12 protein-coding genes and 1 pseudogene are annotated in these 13,411 nt (G+C 41.2%); 7 read left to right on the top strand and 6 right to left on the bottom strand.

The window, feature by feature from the left end; all coding sequences use genetic code 11:
* From ACEYW6_RS28165 to ACEYW6_RS28175, 3 genes and pseudogenes are all read left to right on the top strand, one after another.
* Positions 1–159, top strand: a pseudogene (locus tag ACEYW6_RS28165) (photosystem II q(b) protein); the annotation flags it as partial.
* 247 nt (positions 160–406) lie between these two features.
* Positions 407–913, top strand: a complete 507-nt coding sequence (locus ACEYW6_RS28170; protein ID WP_412982339.1) for a hypothetical protein — start codon at positions 407–409, stop codon at positions 911–913.
* A 48-nt stretch (positions 914–961) separates the two neighbouring features.
* Positions 962–1,849, top strand: coding sequence for a hypothetical protein (locus tag ACEYW6_RS28175; protein WP_412982340.1), 888 nt, complete (start codon positions 962–964; stop codon positions 1,847–1,849).
* 60 nt (positions 1,850–1,909) lie between these two features.
* Here the strand turns inward: ACEYW6_RS28175 and ACEYW6_RS28180 are convergent, their stop codons facing one another.
* The 5 genes from ACEYW6_RS28180 to ACEYW6_RS28200 all read right to left on the bottom strand — a co-directional run bounded on the left by ACEYW6_RS28180 (position 1,910) and on the right by ACEYW6_RS28200 (position 5,933).
* The gene (locus ACEYW6_RS28180) at positions 1,910–2,629 is read right to left on the bottom strand and encodes a hypothetical protein (protein ID WP_412982341.1); all 720 of its coding nucleotides are present in this window, start codon (positions 2,627–2,629) and stop codon (positions 1,910–1,912) included.
* A gap of 484 nt (positions 2,630–3,113) precedes the next feature.
* Positions 3,114–3,308, bottom strand: coding sequence for a 30S ribosomal protein S21 (gene rpsU / locus ACEYW6_RS28185; protein WP_190895748.1), 195 nt, complete (start codon positions 3,306–3,308; stop codon positions 3,114–3,116).
* A 123-nt stretch (positions 3,309–3,431) separates the two neighbouring features.
* Entirely contained in the window at positions 3,432–3,743 is a 312-nt protein-coding gene (locus tag ACEYW6_RS28190; RefSeq protein WP_094348369.1) for an RNA recognition motif domain-containing protein, read from the bottom strand.
* Positions 3,744–4,138: 395 nt separating this feature from the next.
* The gene (locus ACEYW6_RS28195) at positions 4,139–4,999 is read right to left on the bottom strand and encodes a 3'(2'),5'-bisphosphate nucleotidase CysQ family protein (protein WP_412982342.1); all 861 of its coding nucleotides are present in this window, start codon (positions 4,997–4,999) and stop codon (positions 4,139–4,141) included.
* A gap of 37 nt (positions 5,000–5,036) precedes the next feature.
* On the bottom strand, positions 5,037–5,933 hold the full coding sequence (locus ACEYW6_RS28200) for a sugar kinase (RefSeq protein ID WP_412982343.1): 897 nt from the start codon (positions 5,931–5,933) through the stop codon (positions 5,037–5,039).
* 119 nt (positions 5,934–6,052) lie between these two features.
* On the opposite strand from ACEYW6_RS28200, the gene rsmI reads away from it, so the two are divergent.
* From rsmI to ACEYW6_RS28215, 3 genes are all read left to right on the top strand, one after another.
* Positions 6,053–6,913 (top strand): 16S rRNA (cytidine(1402)-2'-O)-methyltransferase, encoded by an 861-nt coding sequence (rsmI, locus tag ACEYW6_RS28205; protein ID WP_412982344.1) that lies wholly within the window; start codon positions 6,053–6,055, stop codon positions 6,911–6,913.
* Positions 6,914–7,231: 318 nt separating this feature from the next.
* On the top strand, positions 7,232–7,510 hold the full coding sequence (locus ACEYW6_RS28210; protein WP_412982345.1) for a GlsB/YeaQ/YmgE family stress response membrane protein: 279 nt from the start codon (positions 7,232–7,234) through the stop codon (positions 7,508–7,510).
* Between the two features lie 58 nt (positions 7,511–7,568).
* Positions 7,569–8,486 carry a hypothetical protein gene (locus ACEYW6_RS28215; protein ID WP_412982346.1) on the top strand — a complete coding sequence of 306 codons (918 nt, stop codon included), beginning with the start codon at positions 7,569–7,571 and terminating at the stop codon, positions 8,484–8,486.
* Positions 8,487–8,998: 512 nt separating this feature from the next.
* On the opposite strand, the gene ACEYW6_RS28220 is transcribed toward ACEYW6_RS28215, so the two are convergent.
* A complete protein-coding gene (locus ACEYW6_RS28220; protein WP_412982347.1) occupies positions 8,999–9,232 on the bottom strand; it encodes a hypothetical protein in 234 nt (77 codons plus the stop codon).
* A 382-nt stretch (positions 9,233–9,614) separates the two neighbouring features.
* Between ACEYW6_RS28220 and ACEYW6_RS28225 the strand changes: the two genes are divergently transcribed.
* Positions 9,615–13,259, top strand: a complete 3,645-nt coding sequence (locus ACEYW6_RS28225) for a response regulator (protein WP_412982348.1) — start codon at positions 9,615–9,617, stop codon at positions 13,257–13,259.
* Positions 13,260–13,411 lie beyond the last annotated feature (152 nt).

A 13,411-nucleotide genomic window follows, 5' to 3' on the forward strand; every position in this document is an offset into this window, starting at 1 on the left:
TCTCAAGGTCGCGTTATCAGCACTTGGGCAGATGTAATCAACCGGGCTAACCTGGGTATGGAAGTAATGCACGAGCGCAACGCTCACAACTTCCCCCTAGATTTGGCTGCTGGTGATGTTGCTCCTGTAGCTCTGACTGCTCCTGCTATCAACGGTTAATCATAATCTGAGATACAATTTTCACGATTATCTATAAGTAAAAGACGCTCTCCCGAAAGGGGGGGCGTTTTTGCATTGGGTTAATTAGTACGTTTTTTTGAAGTGCAAAATGATGGGTGTTATATCAAAACTAGACCGCTATAGTTTAGAACTTAGGCAATAATTATCAAAAAGTAAATTTTACGGGTAATAATTGCTAGCAGCGCAGATAATTGCCTCAAAGCTCAATTATAAGGAGAAGCCAATAATGATTTTACATCGTGGGCGTAGGGTAGTAGCTGCTTTGCTACTGTCAGTGGTATTACTGACAACAGCCTGTAGTCCAAAAACACCTGGACGTTTTGACCAGGTGCAAAAAGAAAGCACTCAACAAAGAAAGGGTCAAGCGGTGGCTAAAACCGCAACTCAGGGTAGCGAATTTAATAAACTTTTTCCTGATGCAGGCGATGGCTATCAACGCGTCTATACCCAAGAGAAAAAAGGCTTTGCGGAAGCGAAGTTGAAAAAAGGCGGTAAAGATATAGCGATGCTGTCTATTTCTGATACCACCAGCACAAACGCAGCAGCAAAGTTCTCGAAGAGCACCAAAAAAATTGGCGGTTATCCCGCAGTAGAAGTTGGTAAGACGCAAACTGCAATTTTGGTAGGTAAGTACCAAGTAAAAATACTTTCCCGCGTTCCGTCATTTACAGCTAGCGATCGCGCAGATTGGCTAGAGAAGTTTAATCTTAATGGTCTGGCTAAACTGAAATGATTTGCACTACGAACATTTAGATAATAAAACCTAAATAAGGAGATTTTTGTGAGCAAATCGATTTTTGAGTTGGTTGATCAATTACCAACCGGTGGCCTGACCATTTCTATGTTGAAGTCCCTCGATTTTGTTACTCCTGGAGAGTGGCAAAATACTGTCGGCTTTGTCAACACTATTAAGACCGTCACTGGCGAAGATGACGAAGATTTAATTCAGCAAATTGGTGAAAGAGCAATTTATTTATTCAACGACAAATCTCAAGGATACCAAACAGCCTTGTGGTTATATCAAACCGTTGATAGTACAGATAAAGCGCTTGGTGCAGCAGCTTTAGCTAACAAAGTCGGTGAGAAAATTCCTCTGTTGGGTTTTTTAAACTCTGTCACTCCCAAACCTGACAAAGCCCAAACAATCGATCTGACATTAAAATTAGTGGCTGAATTGGTAGCCTTCTGCCAAATTAACGGCATTCCTGGAGACAGCATTGGCGATTTTGTTGCCTCTTTAAGTGAGTATAGTGGTGAATCGCTCATCCGTATGGTGGCATTAGTTTGCGTTGATGGTTTGATACCCTTAGGCCCAGACTTCATTAGCAAAGCGATATCTGGCCTTAATCAAACAAATCCACAGGAATTAGAAAAAAACTCCACTTTCCAAAACATCAAAGATGTGATTCCAGGGAACAATGCTGGCAGTAAACTCAATTTTATCGGCGAAAGTTTTGACTCAGTTAAAGGTTGGATGAATGGGCTAGTTAGCGCCAATAATTTAACGCCACAAAAGGTTGTCCACAACTTGCAAAGTTTTGCCGATATTGCTGATGACAAGTTAGATTACCTCGCAGCGTTCCTAGATGTAGCAACGAATTATTATGAGCACACCGGCACGCAAACTTTAGCACGTCGCTTGATTGAACGAGCGGTGGCTGAGATTTAGGTTAATGGGGAGTGGGGACTAGGGACTAGGAAGATAAGATTTCCCAATCCCCAATCCCTATCAGGGTAAACGCAAATCTGCTGCGATCGCATATAAGTAAGGTTGAAAAATAGCCAAGTTTTCTAGTTTCTCAAACTTACCTGTTTGCGTACCTGGATCAAAGGCAGTGGTAATTACGTAAAGTTTACTGCCATCAAAGGCAACATGGCCGATATGTTGCTCTTGTACTTCACCTTGTTGTTTGAGTCCGGCGAACCCATAGCGAATTCCCTGAAGCTTACCAACAGCTACTGGTTGCGGTGGGTAGGCTGAAAAACTAATCTCTTTTCCATATTCACCCTGACGGTCTTTAGCAAAAGCAGCGTAGTGGTCTGCAACCCAAGCCTTGAGGGCTGGTAATACCTGGGTTTGGTATTTGGAACTTTGGTAGTCCACCTGGGAACTATTGGGAATACCCGCTGCTACAAGTTTCTTTTGGAAATCCTCATTGTTTACTAGTGGGTAAATGTTAATCTCAACTGTACCCAAACGTTTCCCTTTAGAAAAGACACACAACAGAGGTGCATTTCCCTCACAAGCAGCAACTTGCCAGTTAGTTGGAGCAGCAGTATTTCCCAGGATTTTCTGCCAGATATTTCCCTCATTAGGGTTGGGAAGTTTTGCAACAGCAGGGGACTTTACCACTTTGGGTAGAGAAAATTGGGGGAGAACAAATTTGGCCCCCAGTGGTATTGACACCAGTAAAATAGAACCTAGCAATAAATGATAAAGTCGTAACATTTTCCTGAAAATTTAAAGTTAAGAATTGTAGACTAGACTAACGATATCTACAATACTTTATGGGTATATAGGAAGAATACATTTTTATTGCTGCAAGTTCCGCAAATGGAACCCAACAAACTATAGTGCTTCTTTGTGGAATCAGGTATAAAGTAGGGACGTACAGATGTGCACCCCTAGGAATTGCTCTAAGTAGCGAAGCACAAATAAATTAAAGTTTGTAGTAAGGACTTTAGTCCTGATAAACCTTGCTATGAGCGATGAGTTGTTCACTAGAACTAAGATTTAATTGTATGTTTAATTATGCCTACCTACTTCATGCAATTGAAAACATATACGCATAGTAGCGCTGAAAGGAAGCAGAGTGCTACTAGGAACAGTGTTGTTTATATATGCGTAATTCCTTGTGGTGTGCCGGAGATATGACAACAATGAAGAGATGCTGGCTGGATGTGAAATTGAAGGGCAAATTTGCTTAGACTTGTTAATTGAAGCGAGAACGTTGATTACGACGTTGCTTGTGCCTAGCAATTGCTTTACGCTTCTCTTTTTCTATTGGTGTCTCGAAGTGACGCTTTTTTCTCATATCCTGGAAAATTCCTGCTTTAGAAACTTCCCGTTTAAATCTTCTCAAGGCTGATTCAATACCTTCATTCTCCCCTAAAACTACTTGTGTCATTCTCATTCCTCCTTAATGTGGATGAATAGTTTAAAGCTAGATACAAAATAAAATATTCCAGCAGAGTGGAGCCTTTGGCTTTATCTGCTGGAGACTCTAAATGTGAAACTTTAACGAATCGACTTAGTAGCGATTATTGTTGCGGCGGGCATTACCGCCACCCCAGCTACCACGAGGAGAACTGCTTCTTTCTTCACGAGGTTTAGCTTTGTTCACTTTCAAGTCACGTCCCATCCACTCAGCACCATCAAGTGCATCAATGGCAGCTTGTTCTTGTGTGTCTGATTCCATTTCCACAAAAGCGAACCCACGAGGCCGGCCTGTTTCCCGATCTGTGGGTAGTTGAACACGATTTACTGTTCCGTATTCTGCAAAAGCCTGCTTTAAGTCCTCTTCTGTAACCTGATAGGACAGGTTTCCGACGTAAATTGACATATAAATCTCCGAATTCAGGGAGTGTAGAGACTTAAATTCGGAGAGACGGTTTTTAGAAATCAAAACGAGTTACTCAACCGAAAATAATCTTTATGTCCATGAGTGTAGCACAGCCTTCAGCCTTTGAAAATCGTCTTATAGTGAATTTTATTCACAAATCAAACCTTTAGGGCAGGTTTGCAGACTTTCCAAAGACTGGCTTTTGTTGGTTGTACTATAAAAGTTACACTTTTAACAGGAAATCGGAATTAACTAGCGATCGCCCAGGTATTTAGTGTTTTGAAAATTAAGCTGTGGACTAAGGGGTAAAGATTATTATCGGTATTGGGGCTAATCATACCATGACTAACTGTATTAAAAGCAAATTAAAAAATATTCATCCTCAAATGCCCCATTTAGCTATGCTCGAACTGCGCTAAAATCTTTTCCGCTTGCTTGCATAGTGCTTCGTGATATTCACCATTACTAGCCAACAAACCTCCCCATTGATTGATATCACCAGTGTTGTACTGCAACGAAGTACCGTCGAAGTGGGTAAATTTACCACCAGCTTCTGTTAAAATCAGTTCTGGTGCTGCCATATCCCAATCTTTGGGCGCAGACTTGCCGGAAAGAGAAATGTAGATATCTGCCTGTTGCTGCACAATGGTGGCGATTTTGCAGCCTACACTACCCACGGATTTATGATTTTGACAGGGTAAGTTTTGTAATAAATAATCTAAGCGTTGGTTACGGTGAGAGCGACTAACAACTAAGGTTAAATCCTCAACTGGTTTACCTGACGACACTTGTAAAGGAACAGAACCATCAGGGGTTTCTACAAATGTACCCCCGCCTTTGATAGCGTAATATAACTTTTTAGCTTCTGGTACTGCCACCACTGCCAAAACTGGGCGTGTTTCCTTGATTAAGGCAATGTGAACTGCATAGTCCCCAGTTTTTTCGATAAAGTCTCGTGTGCCATCCAAAGGGTCAATTATCCATACCCAAGGGGCGGAAGGCTGTGCGCCCGGACTTGGCGATTGGTAAGTTTCTTCACTGATATAGGCAAAATCTTCGTTACCCAAAGCTGCTTGTAGCCTCTGCAAAATGTATTGACTCACAGCTATATCGGCAACGGTAACAGGCTCATTCTGTTTATATTGGACTTCTAAGTTAGGATCTTTTGCAGTGCCGTGATAATACGATCGCAGTATATCTGCTGCGCCCCAACCTACCTCACGAGCGATCGCTAATATTTCTTGTAAGTCTTTCATTAAATTTGACCTTATATAATTTTATTAACCTGACTACTCAGCCCTTTAAATTCATCCAGCGCCGAGTACCAAAAAATTTACAGGAATCAGCAGCAATATTAGCTGCCAGTGCCAGTGCATTAGTAAAACTTTCCCTTAAAATGTAATCACAGAAAGCACCGTGGAAAATATCTCCAGCCCCTAATGTATCAACCGCTTGAATCTGCGGCACATCTACGATACCAGTTTTAGTGCAACTCAAGTATTCAATTGGTTTTTGTCCGTGGGTAATAGCGATGTGAGGAATGCCAAATCCACTCAGATAGGCAAAAACGTCTTCTCCAGTTTGGCAATTGGGAGGATTAAAATTAGCCGAACAGATAGCGTAATCTACAAAAGGCAGAATTTGCTCAAATCCGGGTTTCCAACTACCACCATCAATTACTACTGGGATATTCTTGGCTTTAGCCATTTGAGCTATGAAATAACTAACCGCCATCTGATGTCCATCAATCAGTACTATATCGATATTTTGCAAAATATCTGGCGGGATAGATGCGCTGCTGGCTTGAGTTTTAACAGCATTGATGGAAACTACAGCTCGTTCACCCATGGCTTGGGTAACAATGATTGAGGAGACAGGCGGTGCTAAATCAGTGGTAGGCTCAAGGTCTGCGATCGCAACTTTGTAATTTGCCAAGTCACCTCGAATTAGCTGTGTCATTGGGTGAGAACCCACTATACCCAAGACTGTAGCCTGATTTTTTAAATAATTGAAAGTTACAGCCGCGTTTGTTGCTGGCCCCCCTGCCGCTACAGTATAGTCAGTAGCAACAATCTTCTGATTATTTTTAGGGGCAGAGTCAGCAAGGTAGATCAAATCTAAGGTTACTAAACCTACAAATAATCCACGATCCGATTTTGAATTTTGAATTTTGGATTTTAGATTATCCATTCGTCATATATGTTCGTAATTATTTTTAACTCTTGTACAGACGCGATTCATCGCGTCTCTCCTGTCTCTCCTACACAGACGCGATGAATCGCGTCTCTACAAACTCCTAACTTTCCCTCATGCAAACCGATCCAAAACCAGGAACACTTTATGTTGTCGGCACACCAATTGGCAACCTGGAAGATATAACCTTTCGGGCGGTGCGAATTTTGCAGACTGTGGATATCATTGCTGCGGAAGACACTCGTCATACAGGGAAACTGCTACAGCATTTTCAAGTTAAAACTCCCCAGGTGAGTTACCACGAACATAATCGTACCAGCCGCATCCCAGAATTATTAGAGCATTTAGTCAACAATAAAGCGATCGCTCTAGTGAGTGATGCTGGAATGCCAGGGATTTCCGATCCTGGATATGAACTGGTGAAAGCCTGTATTGAAGTGGGGATTCCAGTAGTTCCCATTCCAGGCGCTAGTGCAGCAATTACCGCTTTGAGTGCAGCAGGATTACCAACAGATCGGTTTGTCTTTGAAGGCTTTCTCCCAGCAAAAAGTCAACAGAGACAAGAACATTTAGAATCTCTGCAAACAGAATCTCGCACATTAATTTTTTACGAATCGCCCCACCGCTTGCGAGATACTTTGCAAGACTTAGCAGAGGTTTGGGGAAGCGATCGCCAAATTGTGCTAGGGCGGGAGTTAACAAAATTGTATGAAGAATTTTGGCGGGGGACAATTGCCGAAGCGATCGCTCACTACAGCCAACGAGAACCCCAAGGTGAATATACGTTAGTAGTGGCGGGAATTCCAGCCAGTCAGCCACAATTGACAGAAGAGGAATTGAAAGCCGAATTGAAGCAGTTAATTAGTCAGGGAATATCGCGATCGCAAGCTAGCCGTCAGTTAGCAAAATTTACCTCCCTTCCCCGTCGCCAACTCTATCAACTAGCTCTTTCTTTAGTCCTCAGTCCTGAGTCTTGAAATGCTCATATCGCTTTCAGAAAATTGCAAATTCAAATATCTACTTACCTTCTTGTGAATAATTGAATCTACAGAATTATCTGCTTGATATTTTAGGACAAGCATAATTTTTAAGTCGAGTTCTCACTCTTATGTTGGGAAATACATTATTATGAATAATTCATATATTCATCCTCAAAGACGACCTGGTGAATATTCAAATGATATCTAAAGATTTTTGATATTAGTTCTCTAGATAGATCAGGAATTTTGTGGGCAAACTTTAATATGAAATAGTCAAAAGCAAAAAAAACAGATTCTCAAGGAAGGAGAAATTTTATGGGTAACATTATTGCTTGGCTGGTTTTAGGCTTAATTGCAGGTGCATTAGCTAAGTTATTTTATCCAGGAACCCAAGGTGGCGGGATTCTTTCCACCATTGTATTAGGAATCCTTGGAGCCGTAGTTGGAGGTTATTTGGGTCAAACTTTGCTAGGAAGTGGTTCGGCAGCCGCCGCATCTGTAGGAGCCTTATCCCTTGGAAGTATTTTATTTGCTGTTCTTGGCGCTATGCTACTGATTTTCCTTTGGGGTTTACTGACTCGTCGAGCTGTGTAATTGCCTCAAATTAGCTAATACTATTGGGAATCATTTCAAGCTGCAACAAACCGATAAAATGACATTAGAAAAAGAGCGAAGAACTATAGGAGTTTTCGCTAAGTGTTCCGATGCACAATTGGTACTTCAGGAACTAAAAGCTTCTAATTTCCCGATGCACAAAGTTTCTGTAATTGCACGGAATGCAGCACAACAAAGTGATATTGCTGGTGTTGAAGTTAAAAAGCGCACTGGCAATACATCCTCAGAAAATACTGGTGGTGCTTTAAACGGTCTTACTGGCTTATTAGTCGGTTTAGTCCTTTGGGTAATTCCTGGTATAGGCAGAGTTATGCTAGCCGGAGCGGAAGCAACAGCGATCGCTACCACTTTAACAGGTGGTGCGATCAATGCAGCGGCTGATAGTTTGCATGGTGTGTTGCTAGGTTTAGGAATTCCTAAAGAGCAAGTACAGGATTACAGCGATCTAGTTAGTAAAGGTTACTATTTAGTGATGGTAACCGGCATAGACATAGAGATTCGTGTTGCTAAGAGGATTTTTAATCGCCTTGATATTCAAGGGTTTAGCATGTATGAACCATACTTGACCCCAAATAGCCGCTATAAAAATGCAGTTGGTGTTTTTTCTACTCGCCAAGACACAGAAAAAGCACTTACTGAACTTAAAACTGCTGGCTTTCCGATGAGTCAAGTCTCGGTGATTGCTAAGGATATAAACACGCTTAATGGTCTTGCTGAGGTAGATATCAGCAGTTTTAAAAATGACTACACTACTTTAGGAATTCCTGATAATCTAGGCAAACATTATGAAGATCAAGTGGCTCTTGGCAATTACCTATTAGTCATAAATAGTACTGATATTTACATGGCAGGTGCAAGAGCTATTTTAGAGAGTAACAAAATTCAATATTTTCGGATCTATAACCAATCCGTAGTTAATGCAACTAGAAGCGATCGCGAGGTTATTAGTCAATAGGCTTAGGTTAATACTGAATTCTCCTTAAAACAGCTTCCCCGATAAGCATTAGTTAAACCTCAAAGTTAATCTTAAGGGGTTTGACACCATAACAGAATTGTGCATGTTCCCAGAAATTGTTAGGAAAGTATATTGATTTGGCGGAAATTAGGTTATGACTGAACTGTATTGTTATATACAATAATATTGATGTTGCATATAACATCAATAAGCACAATATATATTTAACATTTATAAAAATTATGGTTGAATGAGCTTAATTTTCACTATTCGGCTTCTCCATTACTATGCAGTAGAGTAAGGCGTAAGTAAACTACCCATTCCAAATCAATGAAAGGCTTGCAGTATAGAAATTGTAAATTCCGTATTAGAGCTTTGTGCTTACTGTAGGATATAGGCTTTTTATCAGTTCTAAAAGTTGCTTAACCATCACAAGAAAATATTGAGCGCTCGTTAAATTACTTAATATACTCCAATGACTTTTTGCTCAAAAGATCATTTTAAGCTGAAATTTAAGCTACAACAGTCTCGTCTTGGGGTAAGATCATATCTGTTTCAAATAGTAAAATTGTAGTTTCACAACCAATCCTACCCATTTCTGGCTCTGAACCCATTTCCATTTCTACAAGATACGACCAGTATCCAGAGTTAAGACAGTATTGTATTATGGTTCCCAATCCACCAATAAATTCTACCTTTTGTCCTTTACAAAATTTTGGAATTGTTAGGTCAAGGGCTGTACTCATAAAAACCACCCTTTTTTAGTTAAAGTCTGTTATTAAATTTATAATCTAATAACAAGCATTTAATTATCCACCACAAGATTCAATTAAAACAATGTATGGGTGCTTCTTTTGAAAGAAGCTACGCTATCTCAAGATTTAATGTTACGCTAATTATCAAATTGTTAGAAAATTAGATTATTTAATATATTTTTTGATGAAAGGGTTAAATAATATAAATAAATGTATTTAGTATTTAATTAAAGGATGCAAGTAATATTATTTAGCGTGCAAAAAAATAGAGATATGGCATGTAAACGAAATCTTCATAAATTTGTATAGCTAAAATATAATCCCAATAGTTAGTGCCAAAAATATAAATAATTGCAATTAACTGCCTGGAGTAATGTTGAAACGTTTGAAGATTGGAACCAAAATTGGAATTAGTTTTGCCCTGAGCTTGGCAACTCTGACCACCATCGGTCTAATCTCATACCAAAGCACCAATGAGCTAATTGAAACTTCACGCAAAGAAAGCCATACCTACCAGGTGTTAAGTCAGCTTGAAGACCTTAACTTGCAACTGACAAATGCTGAGACTGGACAACGCGGTTACATTATTACTGGAGAACAGCGCTATTTAGAACCTTATAATGCTGCCATTCAATTACTGAATCAAAAATTCAAAGAACTTCAAAGATTAACGGCAGATAACCCCAACCAACAAAATCGGCTTGATATTTTGCAGCCACTAATAACCGAGAGAATGGCTGTAATGAAAGATGTCATCGACCTACGGCAAATCCAAGGCTTAGAATCTGCCCAGAAAGCTGTCCTGACAGATCAGGGTAAGCAGCTGATGGATAAGATTCAGAAAGTTATCCAGGCAATGAAAACTGAGGAAAATGCATTGCTGAAACAGCGCTCTCAAACAGCGCAAGCAGCTGCTCAAAAAACGATCGCTAGTATTGTCTATAGTATTCCCTTCTTTTCTTTAGTCTTAGCTTTGATCGGATTCGCCCTGACCAGACATATTTCAGCACCGCTGAAACAAGTTTCTGATTTGGCAGAAAGAATGGCGGATGGGGATTTATCGGTGAGTTTACCAGATAGCGATCGCCAGGATGAAATTGGCGTGTTGACGCGCACTTTCAACCAGATGATCGTTAATCTGCAAAACACAACTCAAAAAAATGACGAGCAAAACTGGCTAAAGTCTAATTTGGCTGAATTTACCCAGATGCTCCAAGGGCATCGAAATCTAGAAAGTGCGTCTCGCTTAATATTGTCGAATTTAGCACCACTGGTTGGGGCATCGCAGGGCGTTTTTTATGTGATGGACTCCATAGACGACGAGCCTACACTAAAGTTGTTGAGTAGTTATGCTTATAAAGAGCGCAAAAATCTGGCAAATCAGTTTCGGTTGGGCGAGGGATTGGTGGGACAATGCGCCCTAGAAAAACAAAGAATTCTCCTCACAGAAGTACCTAGTGACTATATCCGCATCAGTTCCGGCTTGGGAGAAGCTCCACCGCTAAATATTATTGTGTTGCCCATAATATTTGAGGCAGAAGTGAGTGCTGTAATTGAACTTGCTTCATTTGGGCCTTTCAGCTATCTGCATCTGACATTTTTAGAGCAATTGAGTGAAATTCTTGGTGTATTTTTAAATAATATCGCCTCACAATTTCAAACCCAGCAACTACTTGAAGAGTCTGTTGCTTTAACAGAGGAACTGCAAAGCCAGCAAGAAGAACTACAACAGAGCAATCAACGCCTAGAAGAACAGGCGCACGAATTAGAGGAATCGCAATTTCTTGTCAAGCAGTCTAACGAAGAATTACAACAACTAAATGAAGAGCTAGAAGAAAAGGCAGAGTTGTTAGAAGTTCAAAATCGGGAAGTTGCTCGCAAGAACCAGGAAGTTGAGCGGGCGAGGAAGTCTTTAGAAGAAAAAGCGGAACAACTGGCCTTGTCTTCCAAATATAAGTCGGAATTTCTCGCGAATATGTCCCACGAGTTACGAACACCGCTAAATAGCCTGTTAATTTTAGCAAGGCTGCTAGCAGATAACTCTCTTAACAACTTGACCGACAAACAGGTAGAGTACAGCCGGACTATTTACTCGGCTGGGACTGATTTGCTGGAATTAATTAATGACATTCTAGATTTGGCAAAAATTGAGTCGGGTACTATGTCGCTCGATATTGAGCAAATTGCTCTTGCAGATTTGGAAACATCTTTAGAGCAGACTTTCCGGCAGCTTGCGCACAATAAAGAACTCAATTTTACTATTGAACGGGATGAGAAGTTACCACCGACAATTTATAACGACTCCAAACGTCTGCAACAAGTGCTGAAAAATCTCCTAGCTAATGCCTTTAAATTTACGGAACAGGGAAGCGTAAAGTTACAAATTCGCATGACAGATGAGACAGCCGCAGTTGATAATCCCATGATTGCTTTTGCAGTTAGCGACACGGGCATAGGCATTCCAGCCGAGAAACAGAAGATTGTTTTCGAGGCATTTCAACAAGCAGACGGCACAACCAGCCGCAAGTACGGCGGAACTGGCTTGGGCTTGTCCATCAGCCGCGAACTGGCTCAACTGTTGGGCGGAAGAATTGAACTAGTCAGCCAACCAGGGCAGGGAAGCACCTTCACCCTTTACTTGCCTAGGCGACAGGAAAAGAATATTCAAAATACTCTCACTACACCACCCGCTGAGTTAACCACCTCTATCCGCACAGCGTCGATCATAAAAGAAGTGCCAAGGGTCGAAAATAGATCCACAACTGTAGATATCTCTCCAACCGCGAAAGTACTTAGCACCTTCATCAGCGAAATTCCAGACGACCGGGAAATAATTCAACCAGGCGATCGCATTTTGCTAATTATCGAGGATGATGATAAATTTGCCCGCATCTTACTAGATATGGCCCGTGAGCAGGGATTTAAAACCATTGTTGCTTTACAGAGCAAACAAGGTCTAGCACTAGCGCAACAGTTTAAGCCCGATGCAATTATGCTAGATATCCATATGCCAGAGATGGATGGTTGGACGGTGCTAGATCGTCTGAAACATAACCCAGATACTAGACACATACCAGTACATATACTTTCTGTTGATGAAAGACAACAACGGGGATTACAGCTAGGCGCGATTACCTATCTCCAAAAACCCGTTTCTCCAGAAGCGCTAACTCAAGTATTGACTGAGATTAAAGGCTTTATTGAGCGTCAGGTAAAAAATCTCCTCATCGTAGAAGATGACCCCGTACAAGCCCAAAGTATTATCGAACTGATCGGTAATGGCGATGTCCACAGTACAGCAGTGGGTACGGGGGCAGAAGCTCTCTCAATTTTGCGATCGCATCACTTTGATTGTATGGTACTGGATCTTGGTCTGCCCGATATGAGCGGCTTTACACTAATTGAGCAAATAAAGCAAGAACCCAGGCTTTTAAAACTGCCGATCATCGTTTACACCGGCAAAGAACTTAGCCGACAAGAAGAAACCCAACTACGGGGACTCGCAGAGACAATTATCATTAAAAATGTGCGATCGCCAGAGCGGTTGTTAGACGAAACTGCCCTGTTTTTACATCGAGTGCAGGCAAATTTGCCGCCACCAAAGCGGCAAATGCTAGAGCAACTACACCAAACTGACCCGGTGCTGGCTAATCGGAAAATTTTGATTGTAGATGATGACCTGCGAAATATTTTTGCTCTTACCAGCTTCTTAGAAAGCTATCAAATGCAAGTGCTGTTTGCCGAAAATGGCAGAGATGGCATAGAGAGACTGCAAACTAATCCTGAGATTAATATAGTTTTGATGGACATCATGATGCCGGAAATGGATGGTTACGAAACTACCCGCGCCATCCGCCAACAACAACAGTTTCGTTCCTTACCAATAATTGCTTTAACTGCTAAAGCCATGCCAGGCGATCGCGAAAAGTGCATCGAAGCTGGAGCCTCTGACTACATCACCAAACCTGTAGATACTGAGCAACTGCTTTCACTACTCCGGGTTTGGCTGTATCGGTAAGGGAGGGGAAGCAGGGGTAGAAAGAGTTTTCTGTAAACCACCTTGGCAGCTTGAACTATTTGTGTTGTAATCACAGTAAAGAAAGTTTAAAAATGCTAAAAACCCACACTGTGCCCGATCAAGAGCACAATGTGGGTAATTTACGCCCATAA

The organism is Nostoc sp. UIC 10607, from assembly GCF_047228265.1.
Classification (GTDB): domain Bacteria; phylum Cyanobacteriota; class Cyanobacteriia; order Cyanobacteriales; family Nostocaceae; genus Nostoc; species Nostoc foliaceum_A.

Excerpts from the sequence above, each read along its gene's own strand:
- ACEYW6_RS28225 (WP_412982348.1), top strand. The coding sequence starts at position 9,615 with ATGTTGAAACGTTTGAAGATTGGAACCAAAATTGGAATTAGTTTTGCC.
- ACEYW6_RS28190 (WP_094348369.1), bottom strand. The coding sequence starts at position 3,743 with ATGTCAATTTACGTCGGAAACCTGTCCTATCAGGTTACAGAAGAGGAC.
- ACEYW6_RS28170 (WP_412982339.1), top strand. The coding sequence starts at position 407 with ATGATTTTACATCGTGGGCGTAGGGTAGTAGCTGCTTTGCTACTGTCA.
- ACEYW6_RS28200 (WP_412982343.1), bottom strand. The coding sequence starts at position 5,933 with ATGGATAATCTAAAATCCAAAATTCAAAATTCAAAATCGGATCGTGGA.
- ACEYW6_RS28220 (WP_412982347.1), bottom strand. The coding sequence starts at position 9,232 with ATGAGTACAGCCCTTGACCTAACAATTCCAAAATTTTGTAAAGGACAA.
- ACEYW6_RS28180 (WP_412982341.1), bottom strand. The coding sequence starts at position 2,629 with ATGTTACGACTTTATCATTTATTGCTAGGTTCTATTTTACTGGTGTCA.
- ACEYW6_RS28195 (WP_412982342.1), bottom strand. The coding sequence starts at position 4,999 with ATGAAAGACTTACAAGAAATATTAGCGATCGCTCGTGAGGTAGGTTGG.
- rsmI (WP_412982344.1), top strand. The coding sequence starts at position 6,053 with ATGCAAACCGATCCAAAACCAGGAACACTTTATGTTGTCGGCACACCA.
- ACEYW6_RS28210 (WP_412982345.1), top strand. The coding sequence starts at position 7,232 with ATGGGTAACATTATTGCTTGGCTGGTTTTAGGCTTAATTGCAGGTGCA.
- ACEYW6_RS28215 (WP_412982346.1), top strand. The coding sequence starts at position 7,569 with ATGACATTAGAAAAAGAGCGAAGAACTATAGGAGTTTTCGCTAAGTGT.
- rpsU (WP_190895748.1), bottom strand. The coding sequence starts at position 3,308 with ATGACACAAGTAGTTTTAGGGGAGAATGAAGGTATTGAATCAGCCTTG.